Raw genomic sequence first — 16,675 nt, forward strand, 5'->3', positions numbered from 1 at the left:
GCGGATCGTGGACACCCACGTGGAACTGCGCTGGCCGACCGCCGCCGACCGACAGCTCCGCGCCGACGTGCACCGGGTGCTGCACGCGGTGGCCGAGCACGGTGGCGCGATCGGGTACGCGGTCCCGCCCGGCCGCGCCGAGACCGACGCCTGGCTGGACGCGGTGCTGAGCCTGGTCGGGGCCGGCGACGCCGCGCTGGTCCTCGCCGTGCTCGACTCCCGGGTCGTGGGCACCGGGCTGTGGCGGCGCGGCCCGAAGCCGATCTTCGCCCACTACGCCGACCTGGAGAAGATCACCGCGCACCCGGCCGCCCGCGGCCGAGGCATCGGCAGGCTGGTCACCGGGGCGCTCATCGACGACGCCCGCAAGGCCGGCATCGAGACCCTCGCGCTGGGCGTACGCGGCAACAACCACGGAGCCATCGAGCTCTACGAGCGGCTCGGGTTCCGTGAATGGGGCCGGCTGCCGAACGTCATCGAGGTGGGCGACGAGCGCTACGACGACGTGCGGATGTGTCTGGACCTGGGCCGGCCGCCGCACGTGCTGCTCCGCGGCTCTGCCCCGGACGGCCCGGGCTCGTCGCCGCGCCGGTCCTGAGAACCGACGTCGGCGACCGCCAGCTCGGCTCGCGTCCGTGGTGCTCCGCCTGTAGCTGCCAGGCGACCACACCGGCCAGCATTTCGGCGGCCGGGCCATCGCCGCGACGGTCGGGCATGGCCGTCCGGCTCCCTCCCACCGGTCAGGCGCGGGGGTGGGCCTGGCGGTAGGCCGCGCGGAGCCGCTCCACCGACACGTGGGTGTAGATCTGCGTGCTCGCGAGGGACGAGTGCCCCAGCAGCTCCTGCACCGCCCGCAGGTCGGCACCGCCCTCAAGCAGGTGGGTCGCCGCCGAGTGCCGCAGCCCGTGCGGGCTGACCGGGGGCAGCCCGGCAGCCTCGGCGTACCCGCTGACGATCCGTCGGGCCATCGTCGGGTTGAGCCGCCCGCCGCGGGCACCGATCAGCAGCGCCTCCCGGGAGTGCGGTCCGGCCAGTGCGGGGCGGCCGTGCCGCAGCCACTCGTCGAGCGCCCGCTGCGCCGGCACCCCGTACGGGACCGCGCGCTCCCGGCCGCCCTTGCCGAACACCCGCACGACCCGCCGCGCGTGGTCGACGTCGGCGATGTCGAGGCCGCACGCCTCGCTGATCCGTACGCCCGTGCCGTAGAGCAGCTCCAGCAGCGCCCTGTCCCGCAGCACCACGGCCTCGGCGGTACCGTCCGCCGTGGCCCCGTCCACCGTGGCCCCGCTCGCGGCGCTGGCCTCGGCGGTGCCGTCCGCCGCGTGCGCCGCCGTGGCTCCGTCCGGCGTGTATGCCGTCGCGGCTCCGTCCGCCGCGTGTGCCGTCGCGGCTTCGTCCGGCGTGTGCGTCTCCGTCGGCCCGGAAGCACTGCCCGGAGCGGTCAGGCGTTCGCCCGGCGCCAGGACCCGGGGCCGTGAGCCGGCGACGGTGCCCGGCGGCGTCGGCGCGCCCGGGGCGGACCGGCCGGGCGCCTCGACCAGCGCGGCGGCCTGGTCGGCACGGAGAACGGACGGCAGGTCCCGGTGGGCGCGGGGGCTGGCCAGCGCACCCGCCACGTCGGTGGGAAGCAGCCCGGACCGGTGCGCCCAGGCGCTGAACGCCCGCGCCGAGGCCGACCGGCGGGCGAGCGACGTCCGCGCGGCGCCCATCGTCCGCTGCTTCGCCAGCCAGCTGCGCAGCACCGTCAGGTCCAGTTCCACCAGTTCGGCGCAGCCCATCCGGCGCGCGTGGTCCAGCAGCGACACCACGTCGCCGACATACGCCCGGACCGTGTGCGCGGACCGGTTGCGCACCCCGGCCAGGTGCCCGGCGAATTCGTCCACCGCCTCGCGCATCGCCGACGGGAGCGCCTCGTGCGTCGCCCGGGTGCCGGCCGGCTCCCGGCTCACCGCGACGCCCCGCTTCGCCGCCAGCCCCGGTGAACAGTTCCGCTCCCCGTGGCCGGCCGCCGGCACCGTGGGCGGCGCGGCCGGCAGGGCGCGACCCTCGTGCAGGCCGGCGGTGGCGGATCCTCTGGCACAGCGTCAGCCTACGGTCGACGGGACCCGACGACCACGCGCCCGGTCCACCCGCCCCGGCGGGGCGCCGGGCCGCAGGGCGGGCGCGATCGGCCGGACCGACCGGGGCGGCCCCGATGCGACGCCGGGGCGAAAGCCGGCGCGGCCCCGACGGGAGTCGCTGCTGTCCCAGCCGTCCGGGCGGGGCGATGGATTACCGCGGCCGGTGCGCGCAGACTTGTCGTACCAACGGGTGGGCGCAGGTCGTCGCCACGCGACGGACGATGCTCGACGAAGGGGGGCGGGGCATGGGGGTCGACGTCGTCCTCTACCGGGTGGTCGGGGCGGGCTCGGGCCGGCGCCGCCTCGTGCCGGCCGAGGTGCTGCCCGATCCCGACGACGTGCTGCTGGATCTCGTCGAGCGGGTCCGCGGCACCGGGCGTACCCCGATGTTGGAGCGGATCGACCCCGTCGGTCAGCTGGTGGTCCCCGCCGACCAGGCCCCGCAGCTCCTCGCCGAGCTGGGTCGCCTCGCCGAGGTGGCCCGGACGACGCCCGAGGTGACGCACGTGCGCCGCCTGGACCTGTTGGCGCGGCACTGCCGACCGGACCGCGACATGGAGATCCGCTTCGAGGGGGACTGACCGGGCTGGCGGCCCGTTCAGCGTCGGGCCTCCTCGCCCGTCCGCCCGCCTGCGTGCGGCGGCTGGTCGTGACCGCGCCGCCCCTGGCCGGCCCGACCCGCGCCGGCCGGCGGCGCGAGGGCGTACCCGTCCGCGCGCTGGACCACCAGGGCCAGCTCCTCCAGCATCGACAGTTTGCGCAGGGCGGTGCGGACGGCGACGCCGGCCCGGGCGGCGAGGACGTCCACCCCCACGGCGCCCCGGCGGGGCAGCGCCTCGACGATCGACCGGGCGTCGTCGTCGAGCTGGTCGACCGGCCGCTGTGGGCCGCGCGGCACCGGCGCCAGCTCGCCGATCCGCCCGACCTCCTCCAGCACCTGGGCGACCCCGGTGACCAGCCGGGCCTTCGGGTAGTCGCGCAGCAGCTCGTGCGTGCCCACCGACATCGCCGACGTGACCGGGCCCGGCACCACCATCCCCGGTTTCGTCAGGGCGAGTGCCCGGTGCGTGGTCTGGGTGGCGCCGCTGCGCGCCGCCGCCTCCACCAGCACGGTGCCGAGGGTCCCCGCCGCGATCACCCGGTTGCGGATGAGGAACCGGGGACGCAGCGGGTCGGCCCCCGGGATCCACTCGCTGACCAGCAGCCCGGTGTCGGCGATCCGGTCGAACAGCGCCGCGTTGCCCATCGGGTAGGGACGGTCCACGCCGCAGGCGAGCACGGCCACCGTGATGCCCCCGGCGTTGAGCGCGCCCCGGTGGGCCGCCGCGTCGATGCCGAAGGCGCCACCGGAGACGACGGTCCAGTCCCGGTCGGCGAGCCCGTAGCCGAGTTCGGTGGCGACGTGCGTGCCGTACCCGGTGGCGGCCCGGGCGCCGACGACCGCGACGGAGCGGTCGAGCGCCTCCGCGAGCGGCCACGAGCCGCGTACCCAGAAGCAGAGCGGCGGCGCGGTCTCGGTGTCCACCCGGCGGTACGCGCCCGGCAGCCGCAGCCCGCGCAACTGGTCGATCCGATCGGGCCACTCGTCGTCGCCGGGGACCACGATCCGGGCCCCGAGGCGGTCCCCGTGGGCCAGCGCCTCGGCCGCGACCGCCCGGGCGTCCCCGGCAGCGGTGCGCGCCGCCACCGTCGCCCGCAACGTCTCGTCCGGCGCGCCCCCGTCGAGCAGCAGGTCGAGTGTGGCCGCCGGGCCGAGCCGGTCGACCAGTCGGTGTACCGACCGGGTGCCCGGCTCGGCGAGCCAGGTCAGCGCCACCCGGGCCAGCGTCTCCTCGTCGGTGCTCACGTGCCGTCCCCCGTTCGCAGTTGAATGGCCTCCCGGACGTCCTCCCGGTCGGGCCGGTCCCGGCCGTCGAGGTCCGCGATCGTCCAGGCCAGGCGGATGATCCGGTCGAAGCCCCGGGCGGAGAGCGCCCCAGAGTCCAGTCGCGCCCGCAGCTCGGCGGTGTCGGGCCCGGGCAGCCGCCAGGGCGGTCGACGCAGGTACGGCCCGGGTATCTCCGCGTTGAGCCGGCGGCCGAGGACCGCCCAGCGTGCGGCTGCGGCCTCCCGGGCGGCTGCCACCCGCCGGGCGACGATGGCAGACGACTCGCTGTCCATGGTGGCCTCCATCAGCTCCGCCGCCCGGACGGGTGGCAGCTTCACCTGCACGTCGATCCGGTCCAGCAGGGGACCGGACAGCCGGCTGAGATAGCGCCGGCGGGCCTGCGGCGGGCACTCGCAGTACGCGTCCCCGGCCGGCTTCGCGCACGGGCACGGGTTGGCCGCCAGCACGAGTTGCGTACGGGCCGGGTATTCGGCGCCGCCGCGGCTGCGGGCCAGCCGGACCCGGCCGTTCTCCAGCGGCTGGCGCAGCGCCTCCAGCGCGCCCCGGCTGAACTCGGGCGCCTCGTCGAGGAAGAGCACCCCGCGGTGGGCGAGCGAGATCGCGCCGGGACGCGCCAGCCCCGAACCGCCGCCGACCAGGGACGGCACCGTCGCCGTGTGGTGCGGCGCCTGGAACGGCGGGCGGCGCAGCAACCGGCCGCCCGGCGGGAGCAGCCCGGCGATCGAGTGCAGGGCGGTGACCTCCAGCGCGGCCTCGTCGTCCAGCTCGGGCAGGATCGACGGGAGGCGCTCGGCGAGCATGGTCTTGCCGGCGCCCGGCGGCCCGAGCAGCGCCAGGTGGTGCCCGCCCGCCGCGGCCACCTCCAGCGCCCGCCGGCCCAGCCCCTGCCCGGCGACCTCGGCCAGGTCGGGCCCGTCGCCGGCCGGTGCCGGGCCGCCCGCCTCCGGCTCGATCAGGGGTGTGCCGTCACGGACGAAGCTGACCAGCCGGTGCAGCGTGTCGACCGCCCGGACCCGGACCCCGGGGACGACCGCCGCCTCGGCGGCGTTGTCGGCCGGGACGATCACCCGCTCGACGCCGGCCCGGGCGGCCGCGGCGACCATCGGCAGTACGCCGCGCACCGGTCGGACGGTGCCGTCGAGGCCCAACTCGCCGAGGACCGCCACGCGCTCCAGCGGCAGCAGCGGCAGCTCGCCCGAGCCGCCCAGCAGGGCCACCGCGATCGCCAGGTCGAACGCCGAGCCGAACTTGGGCAGGTCGGCGGGCAGCAGGTTGAGCGTGATCCGGCGGTTGGGCCACCGCTGCCCGGAGTTGACCACCGCCGCGCGGACCCGGTCCCGGGCCTCGTGCAGGGCGGTGTCCGGCAGCCCCGAGATGACGACGGCCGGCAGACCGGCCGCCAGGTCGGCCTCGACCTCCACCAGGTGCCCGGTGACGCCGACCAGGCCCACGCAGAGCACCTTCGCGTAGCTCACGCCGCCACCCGCCCCAGGCCATCGGAGATCCGGCCGCTGTGCCCGGCCATCTCAGAACGCGCCCTTGAGGTGCTCGACCCGGGCGGCGCCGGCGCCGGTGAGGCGTACCGAGATCACGTCGAAGCGCACCTCGTCCGCGGTGGTGCCGGTGTCGGCCAGCCACCGGGCGGCGAGCCCGCGCAACCGGCGGGCCTTGGCCGGTACGACGGCCTCGGCCGGCGGGCCGAACTCGTCCGAGCGGCGGGTCTTCACCTCGCAGAAGGCGAGCACCGGCCCGTCCCAGGCGATGATGTCGATCTCCCCGGCCGGGCAGCGCCAATTCCGGGCGACGGGGCGCAGCCCCGCCCCGATCAGGTGCCGTACGGCGCACCGCTCGCCGTACGCGCCGACCGCCTGGTTCCGCTTCGTCATGCCGGCACGGTGCCCGGCCCGGGCGGGGTTCCGCCGCCCCCCGTCGCCGACCTGTGGACAGGCGGACGCGTTGTGGACGAGCGGACGATCATGCCCGTGCTGTGCTATGTGGACGGCCGCGGGCGCGGCCGGTCCGAGGAGTTCGTGCTGCTGCCGGCGGGCCCGCCTCGCCGCCTCGCCGCCTCGGCGCCTCGGCGGCGCGACGGTACCGAGGCGGTCGGCGTAAGACCCTCGGATACCCGGCCGTCCGCTAGCGTGCGACGGATGAGCGTCGACTGGCGGAGCGACCGGGTCCGCGCGGCCCTGCGTGGCGAGAATCCCACCGTCCTCCGCCGGCTCTCCGCCGGGTTCGCCGTGATCGGCGACAACCAGCACCTCCCGGGATACTGCGTGCTGATCACGGACGACCCGTCGGTCGACCGGCTGACCGACCTGCCCAGGGAGCGGCGACTGGCGTTCCTGGCGGACATGGACCTGCTCGGCGAGGCGGTGGCCCGGGTCTGCGCCCGGCGGGACCCGGGGTTCCGGCGGATCAACTACGAGATCCTCGGCAACCTCGACGCCTTCCTGCACGCGCACGTGCGCCCCCGGTACGACTGGGAGCCGGCCGAGCTGCGGCAGGGACCGGTCTACCGGTATCCGACGCAGGTGTGGCGCGACCCGGCGTACGCCCTCGGGCCCGCACACGGCGAGCTGCGCGCGCAGCTCGTCGCGGAGCTGGACCGGCTCGCGGATTCCCGCCCCTGACCGCCGTCGCACTGCCCCCTGGACCGCCGTCCTGCGGAGCCCGGCCGCTCGGCTGCGGCGGGTGCCCGAGGGGCGAATGGCGCCCGTGGAGCCCGTCGCATACGGTGCCGGACGTGGACGGACGACGGAGCTTTGCCGAAGATCAGGAGTCGCGCTGGTATCCCGCAGACCGCGACCGTGGCTACGGGGAGCCGGACTGGCGCGGACCGGCCGAGACCCGGCACCGGGACGACGAGCTGAGCACCCCCGAGCAGCGCCGCGCCGCAGAGGACGGCCGCCACGGCGAGGCCGCGACCGGCCGGCGCGGTGAGCCGGGCCGCTTCGGTACGACGACCGAGCCCGCCTCCGGACGCTTCGGCGCCGTCGATGCCGACCGGGCGCACTTCGGCGGCCCGGAGGACTCGGGTCGCTTCGCAGCGGCCGACCTGGATTCCGGTCGCTTCACGGCGGTCGAGCCGGACTCGGGTCGCTTCGCGGTGGTCGAGCCGGACTCGGGTCGCTTCGCGGTGGTCGAGCCGGACTCGGGCCGCTTCGCGGTGGTCGAGCCGGATTCCGGTCGCTTCGGGGCGGTCGAGCCGGACTCGGGCCGCTTCGCGGTGGTCGAGCCGGATTCTGGCCGGTTCGCGGCGGTCGAGCCGGCGTCCGGGCGGTTCGGCGGCGCCGAGAGTGACTTGGGACGACTCGTCGCGGTGCCGCCGCTCGGGGACGACCGGGCGGAGACCGAGGGATTCCGGGCGAGCCGCGTCCGACGCGCCGAGCCGGACCCGGAGTTCTCCGGTGAGCTGCCGGCCGACCGGCCGGGTCGGCGTGCGGCGCGGGAGGCGAGGGAGTCGCGGGACGCGGTCTCGACGTCGGGCGTCGACGCGCTGGCCGGTGCCGGTCCGGTCGAGCGGGCCGACGAGCCGACCCGCCCGGCCCCGCTGGGCGGCTATCCGATCGTCGAGCCCCATCGGGGGGTCGAGTCCGCGAACCCGCCGGAGTCGCCGGTCGTCGCGCCCCAGCCGGCGGTCGGGACGCCGAACCCGCTGGAGCTGCCGACCGGGCCGATGCCGCCGATCGGCCCCCGTGGCGACATGCCGCCTGGGGAGGTGCCGGTCTATCCGCCGGTGGTCGGCCCGCACCCGGCCCCGCCAGCGGGCGACGGGGTCTACCGGACCCGCCGGCCCGCGCTGGCCGCGCTCTTCACCCTGCTGGTCGCGGTGTTCGAGGTCCCCGCGCTGCGGGTGCTGCTCGGCGGCGTGACCGGCGACCCGGTCTCGGCCGCCGACGTCGTGGCGGGCACCTTCCTGGTCTGCGGCCTGCCGATCTTCGCGATCGGCCTGTACGGGCTGCGTACCGGCGGGTTGTCGCTGGCGGAGGGGAGCCGGGGCTGGCTGCGCCCGCCGACGGCCTACCTGACCGTGGGTCTGGTGCTGTTCGTCGCCGCCGCCCTCGCGGTCGGCTGACGCCGGCCCGAGCCGGCGATTGTCCGGCGGACCGCCACCCCTCGAGCTGACGCCGTCCCGGCCGCGGACCGTCCGGCGGGCCGCTGCCCCCGGTCTGCCGCCGGACCGAGCTGCGGTCGCCCGGCGAGCGCCGGCGATGAGGGTGCGGTCGGTGCCGGAAATGGGCGTTCTGACCCCTTCCCGCCACCCGCAGCGGCGGCGGCGGGGAAGGGGCGTACACTGGTCGACTGGCGACCGCCTCGTGCGGTCGACCTCGCGCGCCCTCTCCACGAGTCGTCGTGGGGCGACGGCCTCCCTGGTCCCGATCTTGGTCGGGCCCGTCATGGCCGGCGACCGGGCGCCAGGACGCCCGGCCGCCGGCCGGGCGGGACAACCAGGGACGCAAGGAGTACCCACCATGGCCGTCGTGACCATGCGCCAGCTGCTGGAGAGCGGTGTCCACTTCGGGCACCAGACCCGACGCTGGAACCCGAAGATGAAGCGCTTCATCTTCACCGAGCGCAACGGTATCTACATCATCGACCTGCGCCAGACCCTCGACTACATCGAGAAGGCCTACGACTTCGTGCGCGGGACCGTCGCCGAGGGTGGCAGCATCCTCTTCGTCGGCACCAAGAAGCAGGCCCAGGAGGCCATCGCCGAGCAGGCGACCCGGGTCGGCCAGCCGTACGTCAACCACCGCTGGCTCGGCGGCATGCTGACCAACTTCCAGACGGTGTACAAGCGGCTGCAGCGGATGAAGGAGCTGGAGGCCCTGGGTGACCTGAGCGGCACGGCCGCCGGTTACACCAAGAAGGAGACCCTGCAGCTCTCCCGCGAGAAGGACAAGCTGACCCGCACCCTCGGCGGTCTGCGGGACATGCAGAAGCTTCCGGCCGCGATCTGGGTGGTCGACACCAAGAAGGAGCACATCGCCGTCGACGAGGCCCGCAAGCTGGGCATCCCGGTGATCGCGGTGCTCGACACCAACTGCGACCCGGACGAGGTCGACTTCCCGATCCCGGGTAACGACGACGCGATCCGCTCGGCGGAGCTGCTGACCAAGGTCGTGGCCGCCGCCGTCGCCGACGGCCTGATCGCCCGCTCCGGCCGTCGTCGGGGCACCGACGAGAAGCCGGAGCCGGGTGTGGCCTCCGACGAGCCGCTGGCCGAGTGGGAGCGCGAGCTGCTCGAGGAGCCGAAGAAGGCCGACGAGCAGCAGGGGCAGCCGGCCGAGCAGCCGGCGACCGCCGCCGCGGAGTGACCGCGCCGCCGCTTCCCCGCCGTCCGTTTTTTCGGACGGCGGGGAGCGGCCGGTACGCCGGGCACGTCGCGCCCGGATCCGGGTAACCGACACCAGGACCAACCCACCCGCAGTCTCAACACCGAAGAGAGAGCCATGTCCAACTTCACCGCCGCGGACGTCAAGAAGCTCCGCGACCTCACCGGCGCCGGCATGATGGACTGCAAGAAGGCGCTGACCGAGGCCGAGGGCGACTTCGACAAGGCCGTCGAGATCCTGCGCGTCAAGGGCGCCAAGGACGTCGGCAAGCGGGCCGGCCGCACGGCCGCCAACGGTCTGATCGCCCACTCCGGCCAGGCGCTGCTCGAGCTCAACTGCGAGACCGACTTCGTCGCCAAGACCGACGCCTTCATCGAGCTGGCCCAGCGGCTGGTCGAGCACGGCGAGCGCAGCGGCGTCGGCACCGCCGAGGAGCTGCTCGCCACCGAGCTGGACGGCAAGACCGTCGCCGACCTGGTCCAGGAGCAGTCCGCCAAGATCGGCGAGAAGCTGGTCCTCAACCGGTTCGCCAAGCTCGACGGCACCACCGCCGTCTACCTGCACCGCAAGAGCCAGGACCTGCCCCCGGCGGTCGGCGTGCTCGTGCAGTACGCGGGCAAGACCGACGAGGCCGGCGACGCCGACGCGCGTGCCGTCGCCATGCAGATCGCCGCGATGCGGCCGAAGTACCTCACCCGTGACGAGGTGCCGGCCGACGTCGTCGAGTCCGAGCGGCGCATCGCCGAGCAGACCGCCCGCGAGGAGAACAAGCCCGAGGCGGCCCTGCCGAAGATCGTCGAGGGTCGGGTGAACGCCTTCTTCAAGGACTACGTCCTGGTCGAGCAGGCGTCGGTCGCCGACAACAAGAAGACGGTGAAGCAGATGCTGGCCGAGGCCGGCATCGAGGTCACCCGTTTCGTGCGGTTCGAGGTCGGCCAGGCCTGAGCCGCCCCGGGGCGCGTCGCGCGCCCGCGGGAAGGGTAAACGTCGACGAGGAGGCCGCCGGTGTACGTGACAGGCACCGCGGCCTCCTTGTCACATAGGGTCGGCTACGGCAGTTTCGCGGTACGCGGCGTACGGGACGTGCGCATGGGGAAGGGCGGGGCGGATGACGCAGGTTGTGAGTAACCGGAGTCTGGCGGCGGACGATCCGACGGCGCCGCCCCCCGGCCGGGCCCGACGGGTGGTGCTGAAGCTCTCCGGCGAGGTGTTCGGCGGGGGCGCGGTCGGCGTGGACCCGGACGTGGTGCAGGCCGTCGCCCGGCAGATCGCCACCGTGGTGCGCCGCGGTGTGCAGGTCTCGGTGGTGGTCGGCGGCGGTAACTTCTTCCGGGGCGCCGAGCTGCAGAAGCGCGGCATGGACCGGGCCCGGGCCGACTACATGGGCATGCTCGGCACCGTGATGAACTGCCTCGCGCTGCAGGACTTCCTGGAGAAGGAGGGCGTCGAGACGCGCGTGCAGAGCGCGATCACGATGGCCCAGGTCGCCGAGCCCTACATCCCGCTGCGCGCCATCCGGCACCTGGAGAAGGGGCGCGTGGTGATCTTCGGCGCGGGCGCCGGCATGCCGTACTTCTCCACCGACACGGTGGCCGCCCAGCGCGCCCTGGAGATCCGCGCCGACGTGGTGCTGATGAGCAAGAACGGCGTGGACGGCGTCTACACCGCCGACCCGCGGGTCGACCCGACCGCCAGCAAGTTCGACTCGATCACCTTCTCCGAGGTGCTGCGCCGCAACCTGCGGGTCGCGGACGCCGCCGCGTTCAGCCTGTGCATGGAGAACGGCCTGCCGATGCTGGTCTTCGGCGCGCAGGGCGACGACACCATCATCCGGGCCGTGGGTGGCGAAAAGATCGGCACCCTGATCACCGCCTGAGCGGGTCTCGCGACCGCGTTCAGCGGTTCCTCCGACACGACAAGCCACGACGAGCACAAGAAGGAGGCGAGGAGACCGGTGATCGACGACACCCTCCTCGAGGCCGAGGAGAAGATGGAGCGTGCGATCGAGCACGCCAAGGAGGAGTTCGGCGCGATCCGCACCGGTCGCGCCAACGCCGCCATGTTCTCCAAGATCATCATTGACTACTACGGCAGCCCCACCCCGCTGCCCCAGATGGCGTCCATCGGCGTGCCCGAGCCGCGCATGGTGATCATCAAGCCGTACGACAACTCGCAGATCAACGCCATGGAGAAGGCGATCCGCGACTCCGACCTCGGCGCGAACCCGAACAACGAGGGCAACCAGCTCCGCATCCTGCTCCCGCAGATGACCGAGGAGCGCCGCCGCGACATGATCAAGGTCGCCCGGCACAAGGGTGAGGAGGCCAAGGTGGCCATCCGCAACATCCGTCGCAAGGGCAAGGAGGAGCTGGACCGGCTCGTCAAGGACGGCGAGGTCGGCGAGGACGACGGCCGGCGCGCGGAGAAGGAGCTCGACGACCTGACCCAGCGCTACGTCGCCGCCGTCGACGAGCTGGTGAAGCACAAGGAGAACGAGCTCCTCGAGGTCTGAGGCCGTACGCCGGTCACCACCGGCGACGACGACACCGTGGCACCGGCGCCGCCGCCCGCACCCGGGTGGCGGGGTCCGGTGCCATCGTCGTTGCGCCCGCCGCCCGGTGGCGGGCGCGGGACACGGTCCGGCGTGGGGACACGACGGGTGCAGTAGGCTCGGCACGATTCCCGGCCACCCTGCGGTGAACGGTGGGGATCGGCCGGCCGTCGGGCGGGTCAACCGGACGGAACAGTCGCGCGGGTAGGGGAATGGTTGTGGTTGTGCGTCATGCGGTGGATCTCGTGCCGGGCCCGTTAGGTGCGTGATGTCCCACCTCGACCCCTACGGCAGCGCCGAGCCCCGCGGCTGGGACCGCCCCGACCGCCCCGCCCCTGCCATGCCCTGGCCGGAGCCCGAGATGGAGCCCGGCCAGTGGCACCGCCGGCCCGGCGTCGCCCCTGACGTGTACGCCGAGCCGCACACCCGCGCCCGCCCGCAGGTCGACGCCCACTCCGAGCCGGGGAGTGCGGACCGTGCCCCGTACGACCCCCCGGCTGGGACGAACGGTCACCACCCGGACGACTCCGAGTACCCGACGACCCAACTGGAACCGGTGCGGGACGCCGAGCCGGAGCCGGAGCCCGCGCGGGCCCCGGGCCGGCGGCAGCCCGGCCGACGCCGGGCCAGCGTCGACCGGCCCCCGACGCAGCAGCCCGCATCGAGTCGGGCCGGGCGCAACCTGCCGGCCGCCATCGCGGTCGGCGTGGCCCTCGGCGCCCTGATCGTGGTCCCGCTGTTCTTCTACCGGCCCGCCTTCCTGCTGGTGGTGGCCGGCGCGGTCGCAGTCGGCAGCTGGGAGATGGCCCGGGCGGTGCGCCGCAGCGGTGCCCACCCGCCGCTGGTGCCCCTGATTGCCGGCGGGGTGCTCACCGTCGGGCTGGCCTGGTTCGCCGGTCCTGACGCGCTCAGCCTCGGCCTGCTGGTCACCGTGCTCGGGACGATGGTCTGGCGGCTCGGCGACGGGCCGCGCGGCTTCCAGCGCGACCTGACCGCCGCCACCCTGATCGCCGTGTACGTGCCGTTCCTCGGCGGGTTCGCCGCGCTGCTGGCGGCGGCGCCGGACGACGGCCACCTGCGGGTGCTCGTGACGCTGGTCGCGGTGGTGCTCTCCGACACCGGCGGGTACGCCGCCGGCGTCAGCTTCGGCAAGCATCCGATGGCCCCCTCGGTGAGCCCGAAGAAGTCCTGGGAGGGCTTCGCCGGCTCGGTCACCGCCGCAGCGCTGGGCAGCGCCCTGCTGCTCTGGTTGCTTCTCGACGTGGCCCCGTGGTGGGGCGCGCTCTTCGGGCTGGCGGTCTCCGGTGCGGCCGTCCTCGGTGACCTCGCCGAGTCCATGATCAAGCGGGACCTCGGGGTCAAGGACATGAGCAACCTGCTCCCCGGGCACGGCGGCCTGATGGATCGGCTCGACTCGATCCTCTTCGCGCTGCCGACCGCGTACCTGCTGCTGGCGGTCTTCGTCCCGGTGCTGGAGTGAGGCGTGAATCACCGGCCGTCGCGGGCCCCGGCCGGGCGGCGGGGGGCGATTCGGCACCTCCGGACAGGTGCGTCGGCCGTCCGGCGTGACAGACTGGACCCGCCATGACGAGCCTGCCCCTGATCCCCGCAGACCCCGACGCCCCCGGGCGCCGGCCCGCGATGCCTCCCCGTCACCTCGCCGACCTCGACCTCGCCGGCCGCCGCGCGCTGGTCGCCGAGCTGGGGGAGCCGGCGTTCCGCGCCAAGCAGGTCTCCACCCACTACTTCGGTCGCCTGGTACGCGATCCCGCGCAGATGACCGACCTCCCGGCCGCCGCCCGGGACAGGCTCGCCGACCAGCTCCTGCCGCGCCTGCTCACCCCGGTCCGCGAGCTGGCCTGCGACGACGGCGCGACCCGCAAGGCGCTCTGGCGCCTGCACGACGGCTCGTTGGTGGAGAGCGTGCTGATGGGCTACCCGGACCGGGTCACCGTCTGCATCTCCAGCCAGGCCGGCTGCGGCATGGCCTGCCCGTTCTGCGCCACCGGCCAGGCCGGGCTGACCCGCAACCTGTCCACCGCCGAGATCGTCGACCAGGCGGTCTACCTGGCCGGCGTGGCCGCCTCCGGCGCGGTGGCGGGCTCGCCGCCCCGCCTGTCGCACGTCGTCTTCATGGGTATGGGCGAGCCGCTGGCCAACTACTCCCGGGTGATCGCGGCGATCCGCCGGCTCGTCGCACCGGCGCCGGAGGGGCTGGGGCTGTCGCAGCGTCACATCACCGTCTCCACGGTCGGCCTCGTGCCGGCCATCCGCCGACTGGCCAGCGAAGACCTCTCGGTGACCCTTGCGTTGTCGCTACACGCCCCCGATGATGAGCTGCGCGACGAACTCGTGCCGGTCAACCAGCGCTGGAAGGTGTCCGAGGTGCTGGACGCAGCGTGGGACTACGCGGCAACGACGGGGCGCCGCGTGTCGATCGAGTACGCGATGATCAAGGACGTGAACGACCAGCCGTGGAGAGCTGATCTGCTCGGGCGGCTGCTGGCCGGGAAGCTGGCCCACGTGAACCTCATCCCGCTCAATCCGACTCCGGGCAGCCGGTGGGACGCCAGCCCGAAGCCGGTCGAGCGGGAGTTCGTCCGGCGGTTGCGTGAGGCCGGGGTGTCGACGACGGTGCGGGACACCCGGGGTCGCGAGATCGACGGAGCGTGTGGGCAGCTCGCCGCCGCCGTCGACAACAGGGACACCGACCGGACCGGGGAGACTGCGTGACCGGGCGTAGCGAACGAGACCAGGAGACATAGTGGCGAGTCAGGGTCAGCGTTTCCGGCGTAAGGCGCTCCGCCGGGGATACAAGGTCGACGAGGTCGACGCCTTCCTGGACCGGGTCGAGGCGACGCTCGACGGTCAGCCGGTCGGCGCCCCCGTGGCCTCCCAGGAGGTCCACGACGTCGTCTTCCGGGTCCGCTTCAACGGCTACGACGAGTGGCAGGTCGACCTGCACCTGGACCGGGTCGAGCGGCAGCTGGCCGAGTTGGAGGAGCGCGGCGGCGTCGGTGGCCGCGGCGGCGACCCCCGGGCCGCCGACCGGCTGGGCCCCCCGGATCGGATGGGCCCGCCGGACCAGATGGGCCCGCCGGACCGGTTCGGCCCGCCGGACCAGATGGGGCCGCCGGATCGGATGGGCCCGCCGGATCGGATGGGCCCGCCGGATCGGATGGGCCCGCCGGACCGGTTCGGTCCGCCGGACCAGATGGGGCCGCCGGATCGGATGGGCCCGCCGGACCGGATGGGCCCGCCGGACCGGTTCGGTCCGCCGGACCAGATGGGGCCGCCGGATCGGATGGGGCCGCCGGACCGGTTCGGCCCGCCGGACCAGATGGGCCCGCCGGACCGGATGGGGCCGCCGATGCGCGACGATCGCGGCATGCCTCCCGGTCCGCAGCCGATGCCGCCCCGGCCGATGCCCGCCCCGGCCGGCCCGTCCGCCGACCGCTACGGCCGCTACGACGAGCCGACCGGCGCCTTCGCCGGGGGCTACGACGGCCCCCGGGGTGGCTACGAGCCGCCCCGCGGCCCGGGCGGCCCCGGCCCGATGGGTCCGGGCGCGCCGATGGGCCACGGCGGCCCGCCCCCGCGCGGCCTGCCCGCCGGTCCCGGTGGCTACGGCGACGGTCCGGGTGGCTACGGTGACGGCCCCGGCGGCTACGGTGACGGTCCGGGTGGCTACGGCCCCGGTGGTTACGGCGACGGTCCGGGCGGCTACGGCGACGAGCCGCGCTTCGACGGCTTCGAGGCCGGCCGGCACGGGCGCACCGACATGACCGCCGAGATCCGGATGCCCGAGCGGGAGTTGCGCGACCTGCGGGGCCGGGGCCCGGCCGGGCCGCCCCCGCAGCAGGGCTTCGGCGGCCCGCCGCCGGTGGCCGGCCCGCCGGCCGGTGGTCCTCCGGTTGGTGGCCCGCCGGTCGGTGGCCCGCCGCCGGTGGCCGGCCCGCCGATGGCCGGCCCGCCCGGCAGCGACCTCTACCGCGTCGACCAGATCCGCCGCAGCTTCCAGGTGCGCCGGTTCGGCAGCGGGTACGACCCGGACCAGGTCGACCGGTTCTTCGAGACCCTGCTCGGCGGCATGCAGGGGCGCAACCCGATGCCGGTGAACCCGAAGGAACTGGACACGCTGCGCTTCGGGCTGGTGCCCGGCGGCTACTTCGAGGCCGAGGTCGACGCCGCGCTCAAGGACGTGCAGGACATCCTGTTCCGCCGCTGACCCGCGTACGACGAGGGCCCGCTTCCCCGGTCGGGGGCGGGCCCTCGTGCGTGTCGTCTCCGGTGCGCGGACCGGCTCGACGCCGGCTGACGGGGTGCGGTCAGGACCGCAGGCCGTTGCGCCGCAGCACGGTGTCGCCGATGACGATGACCAGCAGCAGGACGGCCAGGCCGATCAGCCAGATGTCCTCGACCCTGCCCTCGTGGTTGCCGCAGAGCATCGCCAGCAGCACCAGCGCGGAGAGGACCGCGCCGATTCGCCCGGACTTGCGGTGCCCCGGCTTGTGCTGGTCTGGCGACGTTACCGGCTCGCTTCCTGCCACTGTCGGTCCTTCCCTCGCGATCGGATCTCCGGTTAGTCTGGCACGCCCCGTGCCAGGCTCGGCGCTGGGTCCGGTCGGATGGGGCGGACCGCACGATCCGCGCCGACGGCCGGGCGCCGGCCCGAACGGCCCTCGCGTACGGCCGGGTGGGTCCAAGGTCCCGGCGGTGTCGGGCGTAACGGCACTACCGGCGTCGCGGGTCGCTCGCCAGACTGCCTCCGGTAGCG

Annotated in this window: 16 protein-coding genes and 1 pseudogene; 11 read left to right on the plus strand and 6 right to left on the minus strand. The window is 74.9% G+C overall.

Annotated features, from left to right (window positions below; all coding sequences use genetic code 11):
• Positions 1-7: 7 nt before the first annotated feature.
• Positions 8-598 carry a GNAT family N-acetyltransferase gene (locus tag ACGFZ2_RS09230; RefSeq protein ID WP_393295405.1) on the plus strand — a complete coding sequence of 197 codons (591 nt, stop codon included), beginning with the start codon at positions 8-10 and terminating at the stop codon, positions 596-598.
• Positions 599-740: 142 nt separating this feature from the next.
• On the opposite strand, the gene ACGFZ2_RS09235 is transcribed toward ACGFZ2_RS09230, so the two are convergent.
• Both ACGFZ2_RS09235 and ACGFZ2_RS09240 read right to left on the minus strand, forming a co-directional pair.
• Positions 741-1,709 (minus strand): tyrosine-type recombinase/integrase, encoded by a 969-nt coding sequence (locus ACGFZ2_RS09235; RefSeq protein WP_393452552.1) that lies wholly within the window; start codon positions 1,707-1,709, stop codon positions 741-743.
• Positions 1,695-1,895: pseudogene (locus ACGFZ2_RS09240) on the minus strand (site-specific integrase); the annotation flags it as partial. The gene ACGFZ2_RS09235 and the pseudogene ACGFZ2_RS09240, both read right to left, overlap by 15 nt.
• Before the next feature lie 470 nt (positions 1,896-2,365).
• Between ACGFZ2_RS09240 and ACGFZ2_RS09245 the strand changes: the two are divergent.
• Positions 2,366-2,701, plus strand: coding sequence for a hypothetical protein (locus tag ACGFZ2_RS09245; protein WP_393451696.1), 336 nt, complete (start codon positions 2,366-2,368; stop codon positions 2,699-2,701).
• A gap of 17 nt (positions 2,702-2,718) precedes the next feature.
• Here ACGFZ2_RS09245 and ACGFZ2_RS09250 read toward each other — a convergent pair whose 3' ends face one another.
• From ACGFZ2_RS09250 to ACGFZ2_RS09260, 3 genes are read right to left on the minus strand one after another with little or no spacing between them, the layout of a single operon-like run.
• A complete protein-coding gene (locus ACGFZ2_RS09250; RefSeq protein ID WP_393266711.1) occupies positions 2,719-3,966 on the minus strand; it encodes a DNA-processing protein DprA in 1,248 nt (415 codons plus the stop codon).
• Entirely contained in the window at positions 3,963-5,483 is a 1,521-nt protein-coding gene (locus tag ACGFZ2_RS09255; protein WP_393451699.1) for a YifB family Mg chelatase-like AAA ATPase, read from the minus strand. The genes ACGFZ2_RS09250 and ACGFZ2_RS09255 overlap by 4 nt, the downstream gene beginning before the upstream one ends.
• 51 nt (positions 5,484-5,534) lie before the next feature.
• The gene (locus tag ACGFZ2_RS09260; protein WP_350704888.1) at positions 5,535-5,894 is read right to left on the minus strand and encodes a YraN family protein; all 360 of its coding nucleotides are present in this window, start codon (positions 5,892-5,894) and stop codon (positions 5,535-5,537) included.
• Between the two features lie 264 nt (positions 5,895-6,158).
• Between ACGFZ2_RS09260 and ACGFZ2_RS09265 the strand changes: the two genes are divergently transcribed.
• From ACGFZ2_RS09265 to ACGFZ2_RS09305, 9 genes are all read left to right on the plus strand, one after another.
• Positions 6,159-6,641 (plus strand): diadenosine tetraphosphate hydrolase, encoded by a 483-nt coding sequence (locus tag ACGFZ2_RS09265; protein WP_393451702.1) that lies wholly within the window; start codon positions 6,159-6,161, stop codon positions 6,639-6,641.
• A gap of 113 nt (positions 6,642-6,754) precedes the next feature.
• Positions 6,755-8,086, plus strand: a complete 1,332-nt coding sequence (locus ACGFZ2_RS09270; RefSeq protein WP_393451705.1) for a hypothetical protein — start codon at positions 6,755-6,757, stop codon at positions 8,084-8,086.
• A gap of 397 nt (positions 8,087-8,483) precedes the next feature.
• Complete coding sequence (gene rpsB, locus ACGFZ2_RS09275; RefSeq protein ID WP_350704894.1) at positions 8,484-9,329, plus strand: 30S ribosomal protein S2; 846 nt, start codon at positions 8,484-8,486, stop codon at positions 9,327-9,329.
• Positions 9,330-9,464: 135 nt separating this feature from the next.
• Positions 9,465-10,292 (plus strand): translation elongation factor Ts, encoded by an 828-nt coding sequence (gene tsf / locus ACGFZ2_RS09280; protein WP_357695217.1) that lies wholly within the window; start codon positions 9,465-9,467, stop codon positions 10,290-10,292.
• Positions 10,293-10,455: 163 nt separating this feature from the next.
• Positions 10,456-11,223 (plus strand): UMP kinase, encoded by a 768-nt coding sequence (pyrH, locus tag ACGFZ2_RS09285; protein ID WP_357453337.1) that lies wholly within the window; start codon positions 10,456-10,458, stop codon positions 11,221-11,223.
• Positions 11,224-11,301: 78 nt separating this feature from the next.
• Positions 11,302-11,859, plus strand: a complete 558-nt coding sequence (gene frr / locus ACGFZ2_RS09290; RefSeq protein ID WP_091096739.1) for a ribosome recycling factor — start codon at positions 11,302-11,304, stop codon at positions 11,857-11,859.
• Positions 11,860-12,166: 307 nt separating this feature from the next.
• Complete coding sequence (locus tag ACGFZ2_RS09295; RefSeq protein WP_393451708.1) at positions 12,167-13,378, plus strand: phosphatidate cytidylyltransferase; 1,212 nt, start codon at positions 12,167-12,169, stop codon at positions 13,376-13,378.
• Positions 13,379-13,482: 104 nt separating this feature from the next.
• Positions 13,483-14,631 (plus strand): 23S rRNA (adenine(2503)-C(2))-methyltransferase RlmN, encoded by a 1,149-nt coding sequence (gene rlmN, locus ACGFZ2_RS09300; protein WP_357453331.1) that lies wholly within the window; start codon positions 13,483-13,485, stop codon positions 14,629-14,631.
• 31 nt (positions 14,632-14,662) lie between these two features.
• Positions 14,663-16,126 (plus strand): DivIVA domain-containing protein, encoded by a 1,464-nt coding sequence (locus ACGFZ2_RS09305; RefSeq protein ID WP_393451711.1) that lies wholly within the window; start codon positions 14,663-14,665, stop codon positions 16,124-16,126.
• A 100-nt stretch (positions 16,127-16,226) separates the two neighbouring features.
• Here ACGFZ2_RS09305 and ACGFZ2_RS09310 read toward each other — a convergent pair whose 3' ends face one another.
• On the minus strand, positions 16,227-16,448 hold the full coding sequence (locus ACGFZ2_RS09310) for a DUF2631 domain-containing protein (protein WP_393266697.1): 222 nt from the start codon (positions 16,446-16,448) through the stop codon (positions 16,227-16,229).
• Positions 16,449-16,675 lie beyond the last annotated feature (227 nt).

Source organism: Micromonospora sp. NPDC048063 (assembly GCF_043202855.1).
Taxonomy (GTDB): domain Bacteria; phylum Actinomycetota; class Actinomycetes; order Mycobacteriales; family Micromonosporaceae; genus Micromonospora.

What these genes read in the sequence shown, in the direction of transcription:
- tsf (WP_357695217.1), top strand. Translation starts at nt 9,465, where the DNA reads ATGTCCAACTTCACCGCCGCGGACGTCAAGAAGCTCCGCGACCTCACC.
- ACGFZ2_RS09295 (WP_393451708.1), top strand. Translation starts at nt 12,167, where the DNA reads ATGTCCCACCTCGACCCCTACGGCAGCGCCGAGCCCCGCGGCTGGGAC.
- ACGFZ2_RS09245 (WP_393451696.1), top strand. Translation starts at nt 2,366, where the DNA reads ATGGGGGTCGACGTCGTCCTCTACCGGGTGGTCGGGGCGGGCTCGGGC.
- ACGFZ2_RS09260 (WP_350704888.1), bottom strand. Translation starts at nt 5,894, where the DNA reads ATGACGAAGCGGAACCAGGCGGTCGGCGCGTACGGCGAGCGGTGCGCC.
- ACGFZ2_RS09235 (WP_393452552.1), bottom strand. Translation starts at nt 1,709, where the DNA reads ATGGGCGCCGCGCGGACGTCGCTCGCCCGCCGGTCGGCCTCGGCGCGG.
- ACGFZ2_RS09265 (WP_393451702.1), top strand. Translation starts at nt 6,159, where the DNA reads ATGAGCGTCGACTGGCGGAGCGACCGGGTCCGCGCGGCCCTGCGTGGC.
- rpsB (WP_350704894.1), top strand. Translation starts at nt 8,484, where the DNA reads ATGGCCGTCGTGACCATGCGCCAGCTGCTGGAGAGCGGTGTCCACTTC.
- rlmN (WP_357453331.1), top strand. Translation starts at nt 13,483, where the DNA reads ATGACGAGCCTGCCCCTGATCCCCGCAGACCCCGACGCCCCCGGGCGC.
- pyrH (WP_357453337.1), top strand. Translation starts at nt 10,456, where the DNA reads ATGACGCAGGTTGTGAGTAACCGGAGTCTGGCGGCGGACGATCCGACG.